The following is a 19,491-nucleotide window of genomic DNA, read 5'->3' as shown; positions in this document are numbered from 1 at the left end:
CCTTGTTGAACGCCCGCGCGGACAGGCCCTGATTACGTTGATTGACAGAGTTATCGGCGCGGCAGGGAAGAACTTTATGAGGAGAGGTAACTATTTTGTGCAGATTTGCGCAGAGTTTGGGTTTGTCCGGTTTCCAAATAAGGGCGCGGCATGCCGCGCCCCTACGGGGAGCGGATCAGGCGCTTTTCGCTACGCTGTCGACCAGTGACATCTCTTCGCTGCTCAGCAGCTTTTCGATATCGACCAGGATCAGCATGCGTTCGCCCAACGAGCCCAGCCCGGTGAGGTATTCGGTGGCCAGCGTCACGGCAAACTCCGGCGCCGGGCGGATCTGTTCGGTGGTCAGCGACAGCACGTCAGACACGCCGTCAACCACGATACCCACCACCCGCTGACCAAAGTTCAACACGATCACCACGGTGTTTTCATCGTAGGACACGTCCTGCTGGGCGAACTTCACCCGCAAATCGATAATCGGCACAATCACGCCGCGCAGGTTGGTGACGCCCTTGATAAAGGCCGGAGTATTGGCAATGCGCGTAACCTGATCGTAACCGCGGATCTCCTGCACCTTGAGGATATCAATGCCGTATTCCTCGTTACCCAAGGTAAAAATCAGGAACTCCTGCCCTACCGTTTCGCCAGCCAGTTTGCTGACGGTTGCCAGTCCTGCCATGTCATTCACCCTTTAAATCAATAGATTAATTATTATGCAGCCGCGTCCGTCTGACGCTGCTCGCGGTTCAGGGTTTGCAGCGCCGAGACATCGACAATCAGCGCCACGCTGCCGTCACCGAGAATGGTGGCGGCGGAAATGCCCGGCACCTTGCGATAGTTGCTTTCCAGATTCTTCACCACCACCTGATGCTGGCCGATCAGCTGATCCACCAACAGCGCATAGCGGCGGCCGGCGCTTTGCAGGATCACCACAATGCCCTGGGTGGCGTCGGTTTTGGCCCCCGCCACGTCGAACACCCGGAACAGCTCCACCAGCGGCAAATATTCCCCGCGCACCTGCAACACCCGCTCGCCACCGGCCAACGGATGCAGATCTTCAGCCTGCGGCTGCAGAGATTCCATTACCGCGTTGAGCGGCAGGATAAACACTTCATTGTTCACCTTGACCGACATGCCATCGAGGATCGCCAGCGTTAACGGCAGCAAGATCCGGATAGAGGTCCCCTTGCCCGCCTGGGAATGGATTTCGACGTGCCCACCCATTTCCTGAATATTTCGCTTCACCACGTCCATGCCGACGCCACGGCCGGAAACATCGGTCACCTGCTCGGCGGTAGAAAAGCCCGGCGCGAAAATCAGCATGCCGACGTCTTCGTCGCTCATGCTGTCGCTGACCGCCAGCCCTTGTGAAGCCGCTTTGGCGAGAATTTTCTCGCGGTTCAGGCCGGCGCCGTCGTCGGTGACTTCGATACAGATATTGCCGCCCTGATGCTCTGCCGACAGGATCAGGTTCCCCACCTCCGACTTGCCCGCCGCGAGGCGCGTGGCCGGATCTTCAATGCCGTGATCCAGGCTGTTGCGCACCAGGTGCGTCAGAGGATCGATAATGCGTTCAATCAGGCTCTTATCCAGTTCGGTAGAACTGCCCTGCAGCTGCAATTCCACCTGCTTGTTCAGCTTGCCGGCCAGATCGCGCACCAGACGAGGGAAGCGGCTGAATACGTATTCCATCGGCATCATACGGATCGACATCACCGACTCTTGCAGATCGCGTGCGTTGCGTTCCAACTGGCTCATGCTGTTGAGCAGATCGCCGTGATTCACCGGATCCAGACTGCCGGAGCGCTGCGCCAGCATCGACTGGGTGATCACCAACTCCCCGACCAGGTTGATCAATTGGTCCACTTTTTCTACCGCGACGCGGATGCTGGTGGATTCGCTGGCCTTGGCGCGCGGTTTGGGCGTTTCCGCCACCGTCGGCGCCGGTTTGGCGGCCACGGGCGCAACGGCAACGGTAGCGACCGGCTCGATCGCTACCGGCGGCAGCTCAGCCTGAGGCGGCGTGGTGAAACTGATTTGCTCCGGCTCCAGTACAAAACACAGCACCGCGCTGATGTCATCTTCGCTGGCGGAGGTCAGCAGCGTCACTTCCAGGCTGTTTTCGGTCTGATGCGGGTTTTTCACCTCACCCAGGTTGCCCAACTCTTCCAGCATCAACGGGACTTCGTTCGGCTTAAGGCCACACAGGCAAACCCGCATGCCGCCTTCGATGGCCGCCGGTGCTGCGACGGCGTGTTGCGCGACGGCAGGTGCTGCGGGGGCATCTTGCTGCTGTGCGTCCAACGCAAGCTGCCGCAACGCCTGACAGATGTATTCAAAGCTGTCGACGTCAGGCTTTTGCGAAGTTTTATAAGCGTCCAGTTGCTCCTGCATAATGTCTTTGGTTTCCAGAAACAGGTTTATAATCTCGGTGCTCAGGCTCATTTCCTGACGCCGCGCACCGTCCAACAGGTTCTCCAGCAGGTGGGTGGTTTCCTGCAGCACCGAAAAGCCAAAGGTCGCCGCACCGCCCTTGATCGAGTGCGCTGCGCGAAAAATGGCGTTCAGCGGCTCAATGTCCGGAGCCAGCGGATCCAGCTCCAGCAGGTGTTGCTCCATGTCGGCCAGCAACTCGTCTGCTTCATCAAAAAAGGTCTGATAAAACGCACTAATATCCATGCTCACGGGGTCACCTCTGCTGTGAGTCGCTGTTAGTCGGTGCAGGGACAGCCGCCGGCTGCTCCGGTGCAATGAGGGTGGCCGGAGCCGTCGCCGACGGGGCCAACGGTTTTAAATCGACCGGCTGAGCAATCTCCATCGCGTTGCTTTCGCCATTTTCATGTTCAATGCCCTGCTGGGTTTGTTTGTTGAGCACCAGTACGGTAATGCGACGGTTGATGGCATCGTCGGCGCCGTGTTGTTTCAGGCTCATGGTGGCGGCCATGCCGACCACCCGCAGGACCTTCCCTTCCGACAGCCCGCCGGCGATCAGCTCGCGCCGCGACGCGTTGGCGCGATCGGCAGAAAGCTCCCAGTTGCTGTAACCGCGCTCGCCGGTGGCGTAGGGAATATCGTCGGTGTGGCCGGACAGGCTGATTTTGTTCGGCAGGTCATTGAGGATCGGCGCAATCGCCCGCAGGATGTCGCGCATGTAGCTTTCTACCTGCGCGCTGCCGGTTTTGAACATCGGACGGTTTTGACTGTCGATGATCTGAATGCGCAAGCCTTCATCCATCATGTTGATCAACAGATGCGGCCGCAGCGCTTTCAGGCGCGGATCGGACTCAATCAGTTCGTCCAGTTTTTCCCGCAGCTTGTTCAGCCGCAGCTCTTCGTCACGCTTCTCGAGCGTATCAATCTGCTTTTTCACCAACCCGTCTTGCTGGGTAGGATCGTCGCCGCCGCCGGGGATCGGGCTGCTTTCAGAGCTGCTCTTGTCGCCGGAAGTCAGCGCCACCTTCAGCGGCGTGCGGAAGTATTCGGCGATTTGCGTCAGTTCCTGCGGGCTGGCAATCGCCAGCAGCCACATCACCAGGAAGAAAGCCATCATTGCCGTCATAAAATCGGCGTAGGCAATCTTCCAGGAACCCCCATGATGGCTGGCGTGATGCGACTTGCGTTTTCTGACCAAAACAACCGGGTGATTCTGTTTCATGCCTGTTCTTCTTCCGTCGCCTGCTGTGCCGGCGCCTTCACGCGACGCACATGTTCTTCCAGCTCAACGAAGGAGGGACGTTCGGTGGTGTATAGCGTTTTACGGCCGAATTCGACCGCAATCTGCGGCGCGTAGCCATTCAAACTGGACAGCAAAGTGACCTTGATGCACTGCATCATTTTGACGTTTTCGGCACTCTTTTGTCGCAACAGGGTCGCCAGCGGTGAGATAAAGCCGTAAGCCAGCAAAATGCCCAGGAAGGTGCCGACCATCGCGTTGGCGATCAACGCCCCCAGCTCGGCTGCCGGGCGGTCGGCCGAGGCCAGCGCATGCACCACCCCCATCACCGCCGCAACAATGCCGAAGGCCGGCAACGAGTCACCGACCATCGCCAGGCTGCCTGCCGGCACCTCGCTTTCCTGTTCAAAGGTTTCGATCTCTTCGTCCATCAAGGCTTCGATCTCAAAGGCATTCATGTTGCCGCTCACCATCAGCCGTAAGTAATCGGTAATAAACTCCACCAGGGTGTTATCGGCAAGAATGCGGGGATAATTAGAGAAAATTTCACTTTCCTGCGGATTATCAATATCGAACTCGAGGGAAAGCATGCCTTGTTGACGGGATTTGGCCAGCAGCCGGAACAGCAGCGCCATCAGATCCATGTAGAGATCTTTGCTGTATTTCGAACGACGCATCAGCTTGGGAATGGCGCGCAGGGTGGATTTTATCGCCTTACCGTTGTTGCCCACGATAAAAGCGCCGATACCCGCGCCGCCGATAATCAGAAATTCTGCCGGCTGATAAAGCGCGCCCAGATGGCCCCCCACAATCAGGTAGCCCCCAAAGACCGCACCCAATACCACGAGATAACCCAAAATAACTAACACACGCATTCCTTAAATTAACAATGTGGATGGAAGGTGGGCTAAGCGCGCATATGAGCCGCACAGGCACAACAGGCTGAGCTGCGCCTTTGGGTTCGGCACGCCGAACCCTGCATTTCACCAATCGGTTTAAATCTGGATAAACCGGCGCTGCCGCCGGCTCAAATTGCGCGTTTAACCTGCTCGTCCAGCAGTTGAGGAATAATATCGGCCAGTTGCGGCGAAAGTTTACGTCTTTTTACTGCGCGGGATGGGGGTTGGCATAAACTGCAAACAAAATTGTTCAACGGTTGGTGCGCGTGGGTGATAAAAGTGCCGCCGCAGCAGTTGCAGGCAGAAAGCTGCAGCATGCCGCTATCGACGAAGCGCACCAGCGTCCAGGCTCGCGTCAGCGCCAGCAACGGCGGCTCACCCGGCTGGTGCGGGCACTGTTCCAGATACAGACGGTAGGCTTTAATCACTGCTTCAACGCCCGTGCAGTGCCCGCTTTTCATCAGGAAACTGTAGGCGTTGTAGAACATCGATGAATGGATGTTCTGTTCCCAGGTCATAAACCAGTCCGTCGAGAACGGCAACATCCCTTTCGGCGGTGGACTGCCGCGTAACTCCTTATAGAGCTTGATCAAACGCCCACGGCTGAGCTGCGTTTCGCTTTCCAACATCTGCAAACGCGCACCCAGTGTAATCAGCTCCATGGCCAGCTGAATATCCTTGGCTTCCTGAACAATACTTTTCTCTGCCATCATCAAGCTCTTTTCTTCGTCGCACTGCCGTCTTTCGCCGACAGTTCTTGCAGTAAATGGCTTGAGAGCAAAATACCGGTATGGATTTGCTGCAGATCGTCCACGCGAGACTCTTTTGTCAGACGCTCGATGGTTTGGTGATCGTTAAAGCGGAAGTGGCAGACCAGCTGGTTGGTTTCAGCCAATTTGACCATTTGCGGTAACGTGAGCTGAGAAAGCGCATCGGCCATGGTTTCGTCGATACCCAAACGGAACATTGCCGAGGCTTTTTCATCATTAATCAGACGCTGTGCTAAAAGTAAATATGACAAATTGATGTCATAAATATGCTTAAGTAATTCAGACGTACCCATATTCCCCATCCCGACAGACTATGTTTAAAAACATACGCTGGGTGATAATTTTTATCGCCCGTGACCTGGGTTTGTTCCCTAAGTTGGCAATGAAGCCCTGAATAACGACCGTTATAAATTTTTCAACATCACTAAATTCGGACCATCATTCAGTATTTGATACGTGCGCAAACCAACGTGTATGGATGTACAGCATTTTGCTCCAGCGGTGTTTAATCACCGTGAAACTATTTTTACAAAATTAATAAGATTATTCCTAATGCAGCGCAACTCTACCCCTGAACCATTAGCACACACAATGTAAGTGAGAGGCAATTTTAAATACAATGTGATCTAGATCACAAAAATAAAAAATAATTAAGCCAAATAGCCCGTTACCAGTATGGTTTTTAACCGCATTTTCGCTCACAAAACAGACATAAGTAAAAAAACGTCTTAAAAACAATGTATATAAGCCAAAAAAATATCTTTTTTAGATCAATTCGAACAAAAGCATCACCAAACTAAAATAACAGAACAAAAATCTGCTCGTAGCCGATAAAGACAGTATAAATAACCGTTTAATAAACAATAAACTATCCGCATTGAAATATAACGCATGTAAACTATAAGGTTATTAGGTTTCGGATTTGACTTAAGCTTGCGGGAATCTCCTGTTTTATTTTTCGACGAATGTTCCAATTCGATTAACAACGGCTCGGTTACGTTGTAAACAAGAAAACAGAGGTAACGATTTGTTTCCTGACAAATGGAATGAAAGCCGCAAGCTTCGGGTGGTTTTTTAGGCGGGATAATGGCAAAACGTTTTATCGGCAGTATTAATTAAAACTTTAATAGTTTTTCAGCGCCACGAAAAAAATTAGATCTTGGCTGATGTTTATGCGCCGAGAATAAGTGCTGTTAGTTTCAGTAACACTAATAAAGTAAAACGCAGTTTCGTTTTATTTTTCTCTGAGGGGCGACTATCTCATGCGGTGTGGAAAATACCGCGTCGCGGGGCCGTTCGATTAATCCTGCCGACTCGGACAGGCAACCTGCTGCCGGAGCAGGGGCGCAATCGGGATAAAAAACGTCCAACCTCAGCTATAAACCGCCCTACTGGCCCCTAAAAAAACCGGAATTCAACGCCAGGCGCATTGGCAAGCGGTTCTGCCCCCCAGCACTTTGCTCCCCAACCTGAGGCTTTCCCTATTTTGTGTACAGATCAGCAAGATGCCATTGCCGACGGCGCATGGGCATATTATTATTCTCAGAGCAGGGAAACTTGCGCGCAGACAATTATTACGTATCGCAATTTATTTATTTGAAATTAATTTTTCAGGTCGCACATCACGCTTTTGCTGCTGTCACGATGACAGAGTGATGTTTTTTCGTTCGGCTACAACTCTTAACAGGCTATATTTTAATCATGACCGATACCCTGGATTACCTGATGACTTTCCGTAAATGCACCAGCTTGGACAGCGTGGAGAAAGTGTACGACAAGCTTAACTACTCCATCGATAATGACATTGAAATCAGCAACATGTATCGCGCCGCCGATCATCGTCGCGCTGAGCTGGTTGCAGGAAAACTCTTCGATTTGGGCAAGGTGCCGAAAACGCTGTGGGCACAGGTGCTATAATTTGCATTCATTGCGCGCGCAGGTAATTTATCTTTTATTGCTAAATAACGGCCATCTGTCGCGGATTTATTGGCGCGCGTGATACAAAACACATTTATTCACTTCACCAGGCTCTACCCTTTGCCCTATCAACAGGAAACAGGAGTGGAAGATGGGATATCAAAACGTTTTGGTTACCGTCGCCGTGGCGGCAGACAGCCACCGCCTGGTTGAAAAAGCCGTCTCCATCGTACGTCCTTATAACGGCAAAATTACCCTGCTAAGCACCATCGCCAATCCGGAAATGTTCAATAACTTTGCGGGCCCCATGCTGGGCGACCTGCGTGCGCTGATGGAAGAAGAAACGCTGCTGTTTCTGGAAGAACTTCGCCTGCAGGCGGATTACCCGATTGCCAACACGCTGATCGTCCACGGCGAACTGGCCGACAGCCTGAACTATGCCAGCCAACGGCAACCTTTTGATCTGGTGGTTTGCGGTAATCACAGCGACGGCATGATGAACAAAATCTCCTGCTCTGCCGCGCGCTTTATCAATACCAGCCGTATCGACGTGCTGATCATCCCACTGTAACGCTGAGCACATTAGGCCATTCGCTCTTTTCGATGATTGACTAGACTTAGACTCTCTGTCCGCATAAGGAATGCCTGATGTCTCAGTCTACACAACAAAACCGCCGTTTTCTGTTGGCTTCTCGCCCGCACGGCGAACCTGTCGCAGACAACTTCCGTCTGGAAACCGTCGCTACGCCGCAGCCCGCCGCCGGCCAGGTGTTATTGCGCACCGTCTACCTGTCGCTCGATCCTTACATGCGAGGCCGCATGAGCGACGCGCCCTCTTATGCCCCGCCAGTGCAAATTGGCGAAACCATGGTGGGCGGCACGGTCTCACGGGTCGTGACATCACAGCACCCCGATTTCAAACCCGGCGACTGGGTATTAGGCTACGACGGCTGGCAGGATTATGCCCTGTCTGACGGAAGCGGCTTACGTAACCTCGGCCCTCATCAGGCGCATCCTTCTCGTCTGCTTGGCGTCCTGGGCATGCCGGGCTTCACCGCTTATATGGGGCTGCTGGAGATCGGCCAGCCGAAACCCGGTGAAACCCTGGTGGTCGCCGCCGCCAGCGGTGCCGTCGGTTCGGTCGTCGGTCAGGTCGCCAAACTGAAAGGCTGTCGGGTAGTCGGCGTGGCGGGCGGTAAAGAGAAATGCCGCTATGTGGTGGAAGAGCTGGGCTTCGATGCCTGTGTCGATCACCGAGCCCCAGACTTCGCTGAGCAACTGGCCGCCGCCTGCCCGCAAGGCATCGATATTTATTATGAAAACGTCGGCGGTGCGGTGTTTGATGCAGTGATCCCGCTGCTGAATACCCAGGCACGTATTCCGGTCTGCGGGATTATCGCCCACTATAATGCCACCGACCTGCCTGCCGGGCCGGACCGCTTGCCGATGCTGCAGGGCTTGATCTTACGCAAGCGCATCCGCATGCAAGGCTTCATCATTTTCGATGACTTCGCGGAAGGCTTTGATAAATTCCTGCAGCAAATGAGCGAATGGGTCGATCAGGGGAAAATCAAATTCCGTGAAGACCTGGTCGACGGACTGGAAAATGCACCGCAGGCATTCATTGGCCTGTTGCAGGGCAAGAACTTCGGCAAATTGGTGATCCGCGTCGCCGACGAGTAATCCCCACTGGGCGCGGTGATGAACTGCCGCGCCCTGCTATGCCCTCAATGCAACGCACCGCCACTGAGTGATAAATCCTCATCGACCGTCAGAGTGGTATGCACAATACTGCGTACCGCCTCAATCATTGCGGCTAACGCCAGGCTGGGTTTTCCCGGATGATTGACCGCCAGCTCATGACTGTAAGGGATGTGGATAAACCCACCTTTGATCGCCAAATTTTGGCTGGCGATATGATGGCTCAGCCCGTAGAAAAGCTGGTTGCAATTATAAGTGCCTGCCGTGTGCGACACCGCGGCCGGAATGCCTGCCTGATGTAAATGATGCACGATCGCCTTCACCGGCAGCGTGGAAAAATAGCCCACCGGCCCCCCTTCCACCACCGGGATGTCTATCGGTTGTTTTCCGGCGTTATCGGGAATGCGAGCGTCAATCAGATTGATGGCAACCCGTTCAACGGAAATTTCGCCGCGCCCGCCGGCCAGCCCCAGGCAGATCACGGCTTTGGGCCGCAGCTCTTCGATGGCGGCAATCAGCTGCTGGTTGGACAACCCCAGCACGCAGGCCAATTGACGCACCACCACTTCTGCGCCGGCGATCCGCTCTCCCGCCAGCGCCTGCGCTACCTGCCAAGAAGGGTTAACCTTATCCCCGTCAAACGGCTCAATGCCGGTCACCAATACCCTTTCCATCATCACACCTCAGGTTGTTATTGAATCCGCGTGCTCTCAGCCTAAACAACGCGCTATGATTCTGGAAATGGATTATCTGTATATAGAGTATTCATAAAATGAATTTATCCAGCGTCGATCTCAATCTTCTGGTGGTGTTTGAAGCGTTATACCAAACGCGTAACGTCACCGCTGCCGGCGGACGTCTGAACCGTGCCCAACCGTCGGTCAGCAATGCGCTGTCGCGCTTGCGGCTGTTGTTTGACGATCCGCTGTTTACCCGCAGCGGCGGCGGCATGTTGCCAACCGCGCGTGCTCACCAACTGATGCTGCAAATCCACCCGGTACTGGAACAAATCCACCAGACGCTGACGCCGCCGACGTGCTTCGATCCCGCGACGGCCAGCCAGCGCCGCTTCAGGCTAGCCGCCGGCGACTACGCCGATATCACGCTGCTGCCCACCATTATCAGACGACTGCGGCAGGATGCGCCGGGCATCGATATCCGGGTTTCCCGGCTCGATCGCCGCAATGTGGTGCAACAGCTTGAGAGTGGCGATATAGATGTGGCGTTGGGCGGGCATATCGAGGCGGTGAAGGGCATGCTGGTGCAGCCGTTGTTTACCGAAAGCTTTACCTGTATCGCCAGCCGGCATCATCCGCGGTTAGCTGCCGAAAGTTGGGGCTTGGCGCAATACGTCGGCCTGCCCCATGCCCTTTACGCGCCCTCGGACGACGGCTCCGCCCGCGGAATTATCGATAGTCGACTGGCGGAACTGGGGCTGGAGCGACGGGTGGCCGCAACATTTTCGCATATCGTGGCGCTGCCTGCGGTAGTCGCCGGCAGCGATCTGATAGCAACCCTGGCACACAGCGTCGCCAGCCAGTTTGCCGATCCGACGAAGGTGCTCTTTCTGCCGCTACCGGCAGAACTGGCGGTGAGCACGTTTTCTATCGATCTGGTTGCTGGTCGCCAGGCCCGGCGCGATCCGGCGCTGACCTGGCTGTGCGACACCCTTACCCAACTGAACTGGGGGAAGAGTGAATGAGAAGCGCCCTTCCTGCTACGATTAAGGCCCTAAGCTAGGCGCCGATTTCGGTGCGCACATCCAACAGTTCAGGGAAGAAAGTCAGCTCCAGCGCCTTTTTCAGGAAGCTGACGCCGCTCGAACCGCCGGTGCCCGTTTTAAAGCCGATAATCCGCTCTACCGTTTTCATATGCCGGAAACGCCACAGGTGGAAACTTTCCTCTATATCCACCAGCTTTTCGGCCATTTCATAGGCTTCCCAATACTTTTGTGGATGGTCATAGATCTCTTTAAAGGCCGGCAGCAGGTTTGGATTACGTTGGTAAGGTTGCGTCCAGTCACGTTCAATGCACTCCTGCGGGATCGGCAGACCGTGGCGAGACAGGTAAAGCAGGTATTCATCGTACAGGCTGGGCGCTTCAAGAATGGCCTTCAGCGCCGCGTGTTTTTCCGCATCGTTGCTGAACACCGCCAGCATGGCCGCATTCTTGTTGCCGAGCAAAAACTCAATCGAACGGTATTGATGGGACTGGAAGCCCGACGAACTGCCCAGCACGTCGCGAAACTCGACGTACTCCGACGGCGTCAGGGTTTCCAACACCGCCCATTGCTCGAACAGCAGCCGCTGGATCTGTTTGACCCGCGCCAGGATCTTGAAGCAATGACTGAGCTTATCTTGTTGCACCAGCATCCGCGCCGCCTGCAGTTCATGCAGCATCAACTTCATCCACAGCTCCGACGTCTGGTGCTGCACCACAAACAGCATTTCATCATGGTGTTGCGGGTTGGACAGCGGGTGCTGGCAGTCCAGCAGTTGATCCAGGCACAGATAGTCGCCATAGCTCATGCGTTTGGAAAAATCGGTGACAATCGCGCTTTCTAATTCCCGTTTGTTCATCTGTTATCTCCGCTGCGCCCACGACCGGAAGCGGTGTGTAGCGTGCTGCAAACAGAAAACAATAGTTCATATCGCCCCAACCCGAAGGACTATAAACGAGAGTTGCCTCGCAGATTTCAGGGTTGGTCATGTCAGGTTGATTCCCTCCTTATGTCTGCCTGGATTGAAAATCCCCGCAGTGATTATCCGCGGGGATGGGATCAGCAACTCCTGAGCATCAACATTGCTCTGCCGATCCCCGAACCGCTGAAAATCAAGGCTCTCTGTAATCTCGTCGTCGAACCATAAAGGATCGTTCGAAGGTGATCACCGTTTCGCCCGTGGATTTGATGCCCCGCGTTTCCACCGTAATGATGCCGTTGTTCGGTTGGGATTTTGACGGCCGTTTAGCCAGGATCTTACTGATGGCGTAAAGCGTATCACCGACAAAAAGCGGCTCTTTCAGGCGCACCGTTTCCCAGCCCAGATTGGCCACCGCCCTGGCAGACAATGCCTGCACAGTCATCCCGCTGACCAACGCCAACGTGATGCTGCTGTTGACCAAAACGCGGCCATATTCCGCTTGGGCGCCATAGGCCTTGTCGAAATGCAAAGGGTGCTGATTCATCGTCAACAGGGTGAGCCAGGTGTTGTCGGCTTCGGAAAGCGTGCGCCCCGGCCAGTGTTTGATCGTCATGCCGGTTTCGAAGTCTTCATAGTCCCCGCCGTGCTCTTCCTGATACTCATTTTCGCCGACTTTTCTTAACATGGTTTTTTCTCCCTGAATGGGTATAGCGCCACCGCGGCAGCGGTGTCTTCGATGGCCAGCCCCACGCTGCGAAATACCGTGGTCTGCCCCGCCGTTGCAGCGGACTCACCCAACACGAGAGCGCCCAGCTCATTCAGTCCTTCAGGCTGAATGTATCCTTCCGCCATAGCGCTTCGAATCTCCCCCGCATCCTCCCTGGCAGCCGCGCCGGTTTCCACCACGACAAAGGCGGTTTTCAATAACGCGGGGTCGACCTCAATGGCGTCCTCGTGGGTGCCGCCGATAATGTTCAGGTGGGCCCCTGGCGCTACCCAATCGGCATACACCAAAGGTTCACGGGCACGGGTTGAGGTGGTGGTGCAGATAAGATCCGCCCCCTGCACGGCCTCGAATGCGCTACTGCAAACGCTGACCGGTGCGGTAGTCAGCGTACGAGCCCAGTGCGCAAACTCTTGCGTTCTGAGCGCCGAACGGGAAAAAATGCGCACCCTGCGGATCTGCCGCACCGCCAGCATCGCCAGCAGCGTGGCCCGTGCCTGAACCCCTGCCCCGAGGATAGCAAGATCGCCAGCCTGCTCCGGAGCACACAGCTGGGTCGCCAATCCGGCCACCGCACCGGTTCGCAACGCGGTCAGATTAGCGCCATCGAACAAGGCCAGCATCTGGCCCGTATCGATGTCGGTGAGCAGCACCACCCCATGGATCAATGGCAACCCTCTCTCAGCATTGCCGGGCGTGAGCGTAGTGATTTTAACGCTGGCGACACCGCGTCTGTTCCAGGCCGCCGGGCTGATCAACGTCTCTGAAGGACCATGCTGGAGTAAGGTCCGCGTCGGTGATTGTTCGTCACCGCGACGTAAATCCCCGAACGCCTCACTCAGCATCGCCATGACCTGCCGCAGTCGGATCTCTCCGGACATTTCAGCTGCATTGATGATTTGCATCGTCACAGGGCGATCCTCTTCAACTGCGCGGCCACTTCTACGATAAGGTCTTCTTGCCCGGCCACGGCCTGACGTTTTCCCAATTCGAAGAAGACGTCACGCGGATCGACCCCCGCAGAAGCAGAATGGCTTAACACCGGATTTTTAAAGCCGGAAAAAACGCCGGCCAGGCCACTGACAATGCCCACGGAGTCGATCATCGGTGGAGTGACCATCAGTTCCCGGGCGGCGAGCTCGGCGGCGTCGAGAAAATGATAAAGGTCGATGCCGGTGTTGAACCCCAAACGTTCCAGTACCGGTACCAGAACTTCAAGTTGGGTGTTCCCTGCCCCAGCCCCGAATCCGCGGGCACAGCCATCAATCACGCTAGCGCCGGCCTGAGCGGCGGCAACCGAGTTGGCCACCGCCATGCCCAAATTATTGTGGGCGTGGAAAATAAGCGGCACATCCACCTGCCGCCGCATCGCGGTGATGCGTTCGGTCACATCCTGCGGCAACAGGTTGCCGGCAGAATCCATGATGCCGACGGCCTGCGCACCGTACTCCACCAGCAGTTGAGCCTGATCGGCTAACTGTTGGGGAGTGGCCATATGGCTCATCATCAGTACCGCATGCGCTTCTGCCCCGTGATCACGCAGCCATCCCAGATGACGTTCGGCCAGGGTTGCCTCAGTGCAATGGGTACCGATGCGCACCACATCCGCACCGCAGGATAACGCCTTCGACAGATCGACGATGGTTCCCCAACCGGGCAGCATAAACACGCCCATCTTGCTGTTTTGCAAACACTCGCGCACGGTGTTCAACATGGTTTCATCACTCAACGCCGCGCGCCCGACCTGATACGAGGAGGCGCCAAGCCCGTTGCCATGGCCAACCTCGACAATCGCCACCCCCGTTTTATCTACCGCCGTCGCGTAGTCTCGTAACTGAGCGACCGTGAGCTGATGCTTCACGGCGTGTTGACCATCACGCAGGGTTGAGTCGTTAATCAGCATGGCCATTAGCCCCCTCCGTTTTATTTCGATAGCTCGCATACTGTTCGGCAACCAGGATGGCGGCAGAATTAATCAGATCCAGATTCCCGGCGTATTCAGGCATCACCTTGCTGCTGGCAACCACCTCCAGCGAGATCGAAACGCGTCCTTCGCTGACATTGAGAGCGGTAAGCGAATAGCCCGCCGAGAATCCCCGCACCGCCTCAACGGCCTCAGCAAGCACCGGAGTGATCTGTTCCTTTGTGACCCCGGGAATACCGGCGAAAATGGTGACCCTGAACATGGCGGGTGGCGCGGCCGGGCTGATGTTGAGGATCGCCTTGGTATTGGCTACGCCGGTAAAAGCGCTGAGCGCCCGCTGCGTGGTGTCCACATATTCGTCGATGTTGATCCGGGTGGCCCGCCCCAGAATATTGCTGGCGACGGTCGCCACCACCTCGATATCGTTGATGCGAAAATGTCGGCTCAGGGCATGCAAAATGGGTATCGACGCCTGTCCACCGCAGCTGATCAGGCTGACATTGCGCTCGGTCAGCGCCTCGGTTCCCGTCACCGTAGGCACGATCATTTTGCCCAGGTGGCTGGGGGTTAAGTCGATCAGTAAGGTGCCCAGCGGACGCAGCAGCGCCCAATGCCTGACATGCGACATCGCGTTGGTGGCGTCAAACACCACGTCGAAAGGTTTGGGCGATGCCAAAACAGCGTCAATGCCACCGGCGCTGGTCGGGCAACCCAAGCGGGCTGCGACCTCAAGACCGGCGGAGTCCTTGTTGCGCCCCGCCAGCAACCCGCAATGCAGCAGCGGGGAACGCTGGATCTTATTGACCAGATCCATGCCGATGGCGCCGGTTCCAATGACAGCGACGGAGAGCGTCATGAGTTACCTCTACTGAAACGAGCGGCCCAGGCCTTGCCGGATTGCAGGGTATTGCGCGCCATGCGGGCAAAAGGCGGCCCCACCATGTGTCCATCCAACAAGGCAATTCCCCCTTGCGCCGCTTTCACAGCATCGGTAATGCGGCTTGCCGCCAAGAGTGCGCTCTCGCAGGGCCGTAACGTCGAGTTGATCAGTTCGAGCTCGCTGGGATGAACGGTGGCTTTGCCATGGAAGCCCAGATCTTTGACGCACTGAATTTCATTGGCCAACACGTCGGGTTCGGAAAGCCGATAGTTGGCGGTATCGATACAGCCAATACCATGTCTGGCACTCGCCAACACCATCGCCTGACGAGCGGCCAGCATCCCGGACCAGGTGATTGGCACCCCTAAAGTGGCCGCCAAATCTGCAGAGCCGAAAATCAGCCCATCCGCCACCGCCGCGACATTATCCAGATCGGTAATGGCCTCGACGGTCTCTATCGTCAGGTAAATTTCTGGGAACCTTCCGGCTGAGGCGAAGGTTTCACGCAGGAAAACCACCTCAGCAGGGGTTCGAACCATGGACATCACGATAAAACTGGGCGTGGTTTGACCGGAACACAGCATCACCAGATCATGCAAAGCGTCAATCGTGCCCAGCGCGTTGATTCGCACGGCAATATTGGCAGAGGGCGGTGCATTATCGAGAGCCGTACGGCAGATGTTTCTGGCCTCCGCCTTGGCCGGGCCAGGTACGGAGTCCTCCAGATCCATCAAATGTACATCGGCGTCATAAGACAGAGCCTTGACCACACGGTTTAGTGACAAGGCCGGCGTGTACAGAATGCTGCGGGGAACAGCCCGGGCGATATCCGTCATTGCGGCCCCCTGACAGCAGAGATCACCTGGCACAGGCCGCGGATCTGCTCTTGCGTTTGTCCGGCTCGCATCATGACTCGCAGGCCGGCGGTGCCTTTGGCGACGATAGGGAAAAACACCGGCGAGACATAGAAGCCAGCCTCGATCACCTGGCGCCCCGCCTCGATCACCCGGTCATCGCTCATCGGCACCAGGCGGATCGGATAGGTATTGCCGCTTTGCTCCGTCGGGATCAGGGAATCGAACAGCGCGATGTTGTCGTACAGTTTCTTTTGTAACCGGGGCAATTCATCCGTGCGGTGAATTTCCGCCGACGCCAGGCTGGCGCCGATGGCCGCCGTATTCAGGTTTTGCGAGTAGTTGAGCCCGCCGCCAAAGCGTTCGACCAGGCGCAGCATCTGCTGCGAATAACCGTTGAGCAATATCGCCGCCCCGCTGGTGCCGAAAGCTTTGTTGAGCGTGACCACCATAATGGTGTTTTCATCCAACGCCGGACTATGGGAACGAACATAGCCAACACCGCGTTCGCCATAAGCGGAGATCGAATGCGAATCGTCGTAAAACACCATCAGGCCGTATTTGTCCTGCAGTTCAGCCAGGGCTTTGACCGGAGCATAGCCCCCCAGGCTATCGCTGCCGTCGACCACGTAACAGACCCGTTGATATTGCTTGCAGCAGTCTTCAATGAAATTCAAATCATGATAATTGCAGGTGACGACTTCGGTTTCATCGGCACAGGCGGGTTTGGCAGCCGCCAGCGACACGTGGGCGTGCTTATCGAAAATCATCAAAGGCCGCACACCGTTGCCTAAATGGCCCGAAGCGATAAGAGGAAGCAAGCCGCCGCTGACGCTGCTCGCTGACACGCCGCTGAGTACATCAGCCTGGAACAGCTCACCCAGCGACGCTTCCAACTCCTTCATGGCAGGGAGCTGGACCCGGCTGCGGGCGATGCAGTGATCCAACACGCCGTAGCGGCGCACCGCGTCGATAGCACCTTCGACCACCTTGCTGTGGGAGTCCAGGTTCAGGTATGAGCAGCAGCTGAAATTGACAAACTGATGGCCACTTTGGGTGGACAGCAGGTCGTTATCGAGCCCGGCAACGATACCCGCAAGGCCGTTTTGCTCTGACATATCCCAGAAAGGATTGCCTATGCCGATGGCCTTATCGTTGTTGCGGAATTTGTTCGTGGGAATGATCTGCTTACGGCTGCTCATCAAGTGCCTTCCTCTTGGTGGGTTCTGGTTGATAGTTGTAGATGCCTTTAAACTTGCGGTAAGCCGCCGTATAGAGCGCGGAGTAGAAAACATAAGGGCGGCGCAGGATTTTCAGATCCCACAGCCAAAAATTAACGTTGATATTCAGGTCGTCTAGAGATTCGGCCTGGTGCCACCACCCCAGCGGCAAATACAGCATTTCGCCGGGTTCTAAAATAAAATCGCGGCGCTGCGGGATTTTTGCCGCCAAGCGGGGAAAACGCTGCGGGTCGATATTGTCAAAATCAAAGGCCTGCGATTTATCGCCGAAACCCTGCAGGATAGATCGCGGATAGTAATCTCTGCGGCCCGGAGGAAAAAGAATGAACCGTTTTCTGCCCTGCAAAGAAATATTAAAGTTTTCCAGCTCATCGAAATGGCTTTGGGTAAATACTCCATGGTAGCTGACCCATAAATTGGCGGCGTTCAACCCACGACGGGAGGCAAGCAGGGAAAAAGCATCAAAGCCAAGGATATTATTGACGTCCTCGGGGCGGTGCATAATATTGGACACCACGCGATACCAGGTATTGTTGTCGCTTTGGTACTCTTTATTTTCCAAAAAACCACGCAGCTGAATTTTCATGGTTTGCCAGCGTTCGGTATTTTCTTTATTACTGGCCTCTCGGAACAAGGTGACATTGTCATCGCCCAAGCGTTGTGAAATCAGGTCACTCGCCCCTATGCTGGTATCAATGGGTAAATCGGTAATAATGACCGGGACGTCGGCTCGGAAAATAGCTTCAACACCAAAGGCGACGAACTCTTTAAAGGTCATGCGCGGAACGGGAACCCCCGTCGTTAACTGTTTCACGATTGCCGTTTTCCTGTTTCGAAAATAATAATGTGAGGCCCCGATATTCTGGGGCGTAGTTTTTATTTATTGCTGAGTAATTTCTGGCTAAACAGGCTGGATAATAAAGCGAGTGTTCCGGCGGCCATGGCTACCCAGGCCACCTGACCCGCTCCGCTTTGATCAGAAAGCTGTCCACCCACCGAGACGCCCAGTGAAAAGCCCAGCCAGCCGGCGCTGGACAACCAGGAGAAGCCTTCGGATAAACACCCTTTCGGCGTCAAGGACTCCAGCAGGTTGCTGCAGGTGATCAATAACGGCGCCACCGACAGCCCGGCGACGAAAGCGGAAATGCCCATGACAACGGGAACGCTGGTGAAAATCAGCGGGAGCGTGCCGGCACACAGGGTGGCGGAGGTGATCAGCAGCAGGCGGGGTTGCGATAAGGTCCAGTTCATAGCGCCGTAGCAGGTGCCGCCCACCAGGCTGCCCGCGGCGCAAATGGATAACAGCACGCCGGCGAGGGTTGGATTGCCTACTTCTTTGGCGTAGGCGATCATCATGACGTCGATTGAGCCAAGAAACAGGCCTACCGCCGCATAGGAGATCATTAACGCCCGTACCCAGACCATGCTGATTGCCCGACGATCGCTTTCTGCGCTCTTGTGCACAATAACCGGCTCAGAACGCCGATGTAACACCAGGGCCAGAGAACCACTGAAGGTGAGCACGGCGCATAACGCCAGCCCCGCTGCGGGGTGCCATGCCGTGGCCAAAACAATGGCGATTAACGGCCCCAATAAGAAAATGATCTCATCAAGCACGGTTTCTAACGCGTACGCGGTTCGTAGCGCTTCATCGGTCACCATGGAGGCCCAGCGAGTACGAATAAATCCATCCACCGGCACCGACGAACAACCGGTAGCAATGGCCGCGGCCATAATTGCCCATAAGTGCATATTCAGCAGCACCAAGCCAATTAACGAAAGGATCGCAATGACGTGGCAGCAGCAGGTAATAATAAGCACCTTCCGCTGACTGAATTTATCGGCAAATCGGCCTAATACCGGGCTGGCTATCGCCTGCGTAATCATTAATGTTCCCGCCACGGTTCCGGCAATCCATAACGAGTCCATAGTGGCGGAAATCAACATTATGCAACTGATGGACCGCATCGCCACCGGGAACCTGACCAGCAGGCCAAACAATGAAAGCGTCGCATGTCCGGGATCAGACAATAATCGGGTATAAGAACCAAAACTGAACTTGGACTCAACGGCCTCTGTTTCCATAAGGTGCTCTCAATAGATATTCGCTAAAAGAACGAATGAATATATCAATCGAATATACCCACTCATTTATTTGATCGGGCACACTCAATGAAATAAATAACTTAACTATTTATTTATGCGTAACAATAAAGCAAAGGTAACGCTCAGGCATTAACCCCTCCCGAATGGAGCTCAGGCCATAGAA

Annotated in this window: 20 protein-coding genes; 4 read left to right on the top strand and 16 right to left on the bottom strand. The window is 55.3% G+C overall.

Annotated elements, in window-relative coordinates; all coding sequences use genetic code 11:
• Positions 1-175: 175 nt before the first annotated feature.
• The 6 genes from cheW to flhD form a co-directional block, all read right to left on the bottom strand.
• Positions 176-676 carry a chemotaxis protein CheW gene (cheW, locus tag ACMGG1_RS08790; protein WP_020827537.1) on the bottom strand — a complete coding sequence of 167 codons (501 nt, stop codon included), beginning with the start codon at positions 674-676 and terminating at the stop codon, positions 176-178.
• Between the two features lie 32 nt (positions 677-708).
• Positions 709-2,682: a chemotaxis protein CheA gene (gene cheA / locus ACMGG1_RS08785; protein WP_414161305.1), complete on the bottom strand. Its 1,974-nt coding sequence runs from the start codon at positions 2,680-2,682 to the stop codon at positions 709-711.
• Positions 2,683-2,686: 4 nt separating this feature from the next.
• Positions 2,687-3,652, bottom strand: coding sequence for a flagellar motor protein MotB (motB, locus tag ACMGG1_RS08780; protein ID WP_020827539.1), 966 nt, complete (start codon positions 3,650-3,652; stop codon positions 2,687-2,689).
• On the bottom strand, positions 3,649-4,539 hold the full coding sequence (motA, locus tag ACMGG1_RS08775) for a flagellar motor stator protein MotA (RefSeq protein WP_020827540.1): 891 nt from the start codon (positions 4,537-4,539) through the stop codon (positions 3,649-3,651). The genes motB and motA overlap by 4 nt, the downstream gene beginning before the upstream one ends.
• A 158-nt stretch (positions 4,540-4,697) precedes the next feature.
• Positions 4,698-5,282, bottom strand: a complete 585-nt coding sequence (gene flhC / locus ACMGG1_RS08770; RefSeq protein WP_020827541.1) for a flagellar transcriptional regulator FlhC — start codon at positions 5,280-5,282, stop codon at positions 4,698-4,700.
• Complete coding sequence (flhD, locus tag ACMGG1_RS08765) at positions 5,282-5,632, bottom strand: flagellar transcriptional regulator FlhD (protein WP_122079707.1); 351 nt, start codon at positions 5,630-5,632, stop codon at positions 5,282-5,284. The genes flhC and flhD overlap by 1 nt, the downstream gene beginning before the upstream one ends.
• 1,408 nt (positions 5,633-7,040) lie before the next feature.
• Between flhD and ydgT the strand changes: the two genes are divergently transcribed.
• From ydgT to ACMGG1_RS08750, 3 genes are all read left to right on the top strand, one after another.
• Positions 7,041-7,256, top strand: a complete 216-nt coding sequence (gene ydgT, locus ACMGG1_RS08760; protein WP_012145712.1) for a transcription modulator YdgT — start codon at positions 7,041-7,043, stop codon at positions 7,254-7,256.
• A gap of 151 nt (positions 7,257-7,407) precedes the next feature.
• Complete coding sequence (uspC, locus tag ACMGG1_RS08755) at positions 7,408-7,827, top strand: universal stress protein UspC (RefSeq protein ID WP_142815036.1); 420 nt, start codon at positions 7,408-7,410, stop codon at positions 7,825-7,827.
• A 77-nt stretch (positions 7,828-7,904) separates the two neighbouring features.
• The gene (locus ACMGG1_RS08750; RefSeq protein WP_128865374.1) at positions 7,905-8,939 is read left to right on the top strand and encodes an NADP-dependent oxidoreductase; all 1,035 of its coding nucleotides are present in this window, start codon (positions 7,905-7,907) and stop codon (positions 8,937-8,939) included.
• A 44-nt stretch (positions 8,940-8,983) separates the two neighbouring features.
• Here the strand turns inward: ACMGG1_RS08750 and pcp are convergent, their stop codons facing one another.
• Positions 8,984-9,631: a pyroglutamyl-peptidase I gene (gene pcp, locus ACMGG1_RS08745; protein WP_048760299.1), complete on the bottom strand. Its 648-nt coding sequence runs from the start codon at positions 9,629-9,631 to the stop codon at positions 8,984-8,986.
• 98 nt (positions 9,632-9,729) lie between these two features.
• Between pcp and ACMGG1_RS08740 the strand changes: the two genes are divergently transcribed.
• On the top strand, positions 9,730-10,659 hold the full coding sequence (locus ACMGG1_RS08740; RefSeq protein ID WP_414161304.1) for a LysR family transcriptional regulator: 930 nt from the start codon (positions 9,730-9,732) through the stop codon (positions 10,657-10,659).
• Positions 10,660-10,693: 34 nt separating this feature from the next.
• Here ACMGG1_RS08740 and kynA read toward each other — a convergent pair whose 3' ends face one another.
• The 9 genes from kynA to ACMGG1_RS08695 all read right to left on the bottom strand — a co-directional run bounded on the left by kynA (position 10,694) and on the right by ACMGG1_RS08695 (position 19,307).
• A complete protein-coding gene (kynA, locus tag ACMGG1_RS08735) occupies positions 10,694-11,536 on the bottom strand; it encodes a tryptophan 2,3-dioxygenase (protein WP_020827548.1) in 843 nt (280 codons plus the stop codon).
• Between the two features lie 253 nt (positions 11,537-11,789).
• Entirely contained in the window at positions 11,790-12,284 is a 495-nt protein-coding gene (locus tag ACMGG1_RS08730) for a MaoC family dehydratase (RefSeq protein ID WP_020827549.1), read from the bottom strand.
• Complete coding sequence (locus tag ACMGG1_RS08725) at positions 12,278-13,228, bottom strand: ornithine cyclodeaminase family protein (protein ID WP_130016429.1); 951 nt, start codon at positions 13,226-13,228, stop codon at positions 12,278-12,280. Before ACMGG1_RS08725 ends, ACMGG1_RS08730 begins: the two co-directional genes overlap by 7 nt.
• Positions 13,229-13,230: 2 nt before the next feature.
• The gene (gene dmpG, locus ACMGG1_RS08720; RefSeq protein ID WP_020827551.1) at positions 13,231-14,232 is read right to left on the bottom strand and encodes a 4-hydroxy-2-oxovalerate aldolase; all 1,002 of its coding nucleotides are present in this window, start codon (positions 14,230-14,232) and stop codon (positions 13,231-13,233) included.
• Positions 14,216-15,103, bottom strand: a complete 888-nt coding sequence (locus ACMGG1_RS08715; protein WP_414161303.1) for an acetaldehyde dehydrogenase (acetylating) — start codon at positions 15,101-15,103, stop codon at positions 14,216-14,218. Before ACMGG1_RS08715 ends, dmpG begins: the two co-directional genes overlap by 17 nt.
• Entirely contained in the window at positions 15,100-15,963 is an 864-nt protein-coding gene (locus tag ACMGG1_RS08710; protein WP_122079714.1) for an HpcH/HpaI aldolase/citrate lyase family protein, read from the bottom strand. Before ACMGG1_RS08710 ends, ACMGG1_RS08715 begins: the two co-directional genes overlap by 4 nt.
• Positions 15,960-17,183 carry an aminotransferase class I/II-fold pyridoxal phosphate-dependent enzyme gene (locus tag ACMGG1_RS08705; RefSeq protein ID WP_020827554.1) on the bottom strand — a complete coding sequence of 408 codons (1,224 nt, stop codon included), beginning with the start codon at positions 17,181-17,183 and terminating at the stop codon, positions 15,960-15,962. Before ACMGG1_RS08705 ends, ACMGG1_RS08710 begins: the two co-directional genes overlap by 4 nt.
• Entirely contained in the window at positions 17,170-18,036 is an 867-nt protein-coding gene (locus ACMGG1_RS08700; RefSeq protein ID WP_197022773.1) for a cupin-like domain-containing protein, read from the bottom strand. Before ACMGG1_RS08700 ends, ACMGG1_RS08705 begins: the two co-directional genes overlap by 14 nt.
• A 62-nt stretch (positions 18,037-18,098) precedes the next feature.
• Positions 18,099-19,307 (bottom strand): MFS transporter, encoded by a 1,209-nt coding sequence (locus ACMGG1_RS08695; RefSeq protein ID WP_128865371.1) that lies wholly within the window; start codon positions 19,305-19,307, stop codon positions 18,099-18,101.
• Positions 19,308-19,491 lie beyond the last annotated feature (184 nt).

This window comes from Serratia sp. BNK-12, from assembly GCF_047456085.1.
In the GTDB taxonomy this organism is placed as follows: Bacteria; Pseudomonadota; Gammaproteobacteria; order Enterobacterales; family Enterobacteriaceae; genus Serratia; species Serratia liquefaciens.
The sequence above is the reverse complement of the archived record's forward strand: the minus strand, read 5'-3'. Positions and strand labels throughout refer to the sequence as shown.

Bases quoted from the DNA above. Each gene is read 5' to 3' on its own strand.
- cheW (WP_020827537.1), bottom strand. From the start codon at position 676: ATGGCAGGACTGGCAACCGTCAGCAAACTGGCTGGCGAAACGGTAGGG.
- motB (WP_020827539.1), bottom strand. From the start codon at position 3,652: ATGAAACAGAATCACCCGGTTGTTTTGGTCAGAAAACGCAAGTCGCAT.
- flhC (WP_020827541.1), bottom strand. From the start codon at position 5,282: ATGATGGCAGAGAAAAGTATTGTTCAGGAAGCCAAGGATATTCAGCTG.
- flhD (WP_122079707.1), bottom strand. From the start codon at position 5,632: ATGGGTACGTCTGAATTACTTAAGCATATTTATGACATCAATTTGTCA.
- ydgT (WP_012145712.1), top strand. From the start codon at position 7,041: ATGACCGATACCCTGGATTACCTGATGACTTTCCGTAAATGCACCAGC.
- uspC (WP_142815036.1), top strand. From the start codon at position 7,408: ATGGGATATCAAAACGTTTTGGTTACCGTCGCCGTGGCGGCAGACAGC.
- ACMGG1_RS08750 (WP_128865374.1), top strand. From the start codon at position 7,905: ATGTCTCAGTCTACACAACAAAACCGCCGTTTTCTGTTGGCTTCTCGC.
- pcp (WP_048760299.1), bottom strand. From the start codon at position 9,631: ATGGAAAGGGTATTGGTGACCGGCATTGAGCCGTTTGACGGGGATAAG.
- ACMGG1_RS08740 (WP_414161304.1), top strand. From the start codon at position 9,730: ATGAATTTATCCAGCGTCGATCTCAATCTTCTGGTGGTGTTTGAAGCG.
- kynA (WP_020827548.1), bottom strand. From the start codon at position 11,536: ATGAACAAACGGGAATTAGAAAGCGCGATTGTCACCGATTTTTCCAAA.
- ACMGG1_RS08730 (WP_020827549.1), bottom strand. From the start codon at position 12,284: ATGTTAAGAAAAGTCGGCGAAAATGAGTATCAGGAAGAGCACGGCGGG.
- ACMGG1_RS08725 (WP_130016429.1), bottom strand. From the start codon at position 13,228: ATGCAAATCATCAATGCAGCTGAAATGTCCGGAGAGATCCGACTGCGG.
- dmpG (WP_020827551.1), bottom strand. From the start codon at position 14,232: ATGGCCATGCTGATTAACGACTCAACCCTGCGTGATGGTCAACACGCC.
- ACMGG1_RS08715 (WP_414161303.1), bottom strand. From the start codon at position 15,103: ATGACGCTCTCCGTCGCTGTCATTGGAACCGGCGCCATCGGCATGGAT.
- ACMGG1_RS08710 (WP_122079714.1), bottom strand. From the start codon at position 15,963: ATGACGGATATCGCCCGGGCTGTTCCCCGCAGCATTCTGTACACGCCG.
- ACMGG1_RS08705 (WP_020827554.1), bottom strand. From the start codon at position 17,183: ATGAGCAGCCGTAAGCAGATCATTCCCACGAACAAATTCCGCAACAAC.
- ACMGG1_RS08695 (WP_128865371.1), bottom strand. From the start codon at position 19,307: ATGGAAACAGAGGCCGTTGAGTCCAAGTTCAGTTTTGGTTCTTATACC.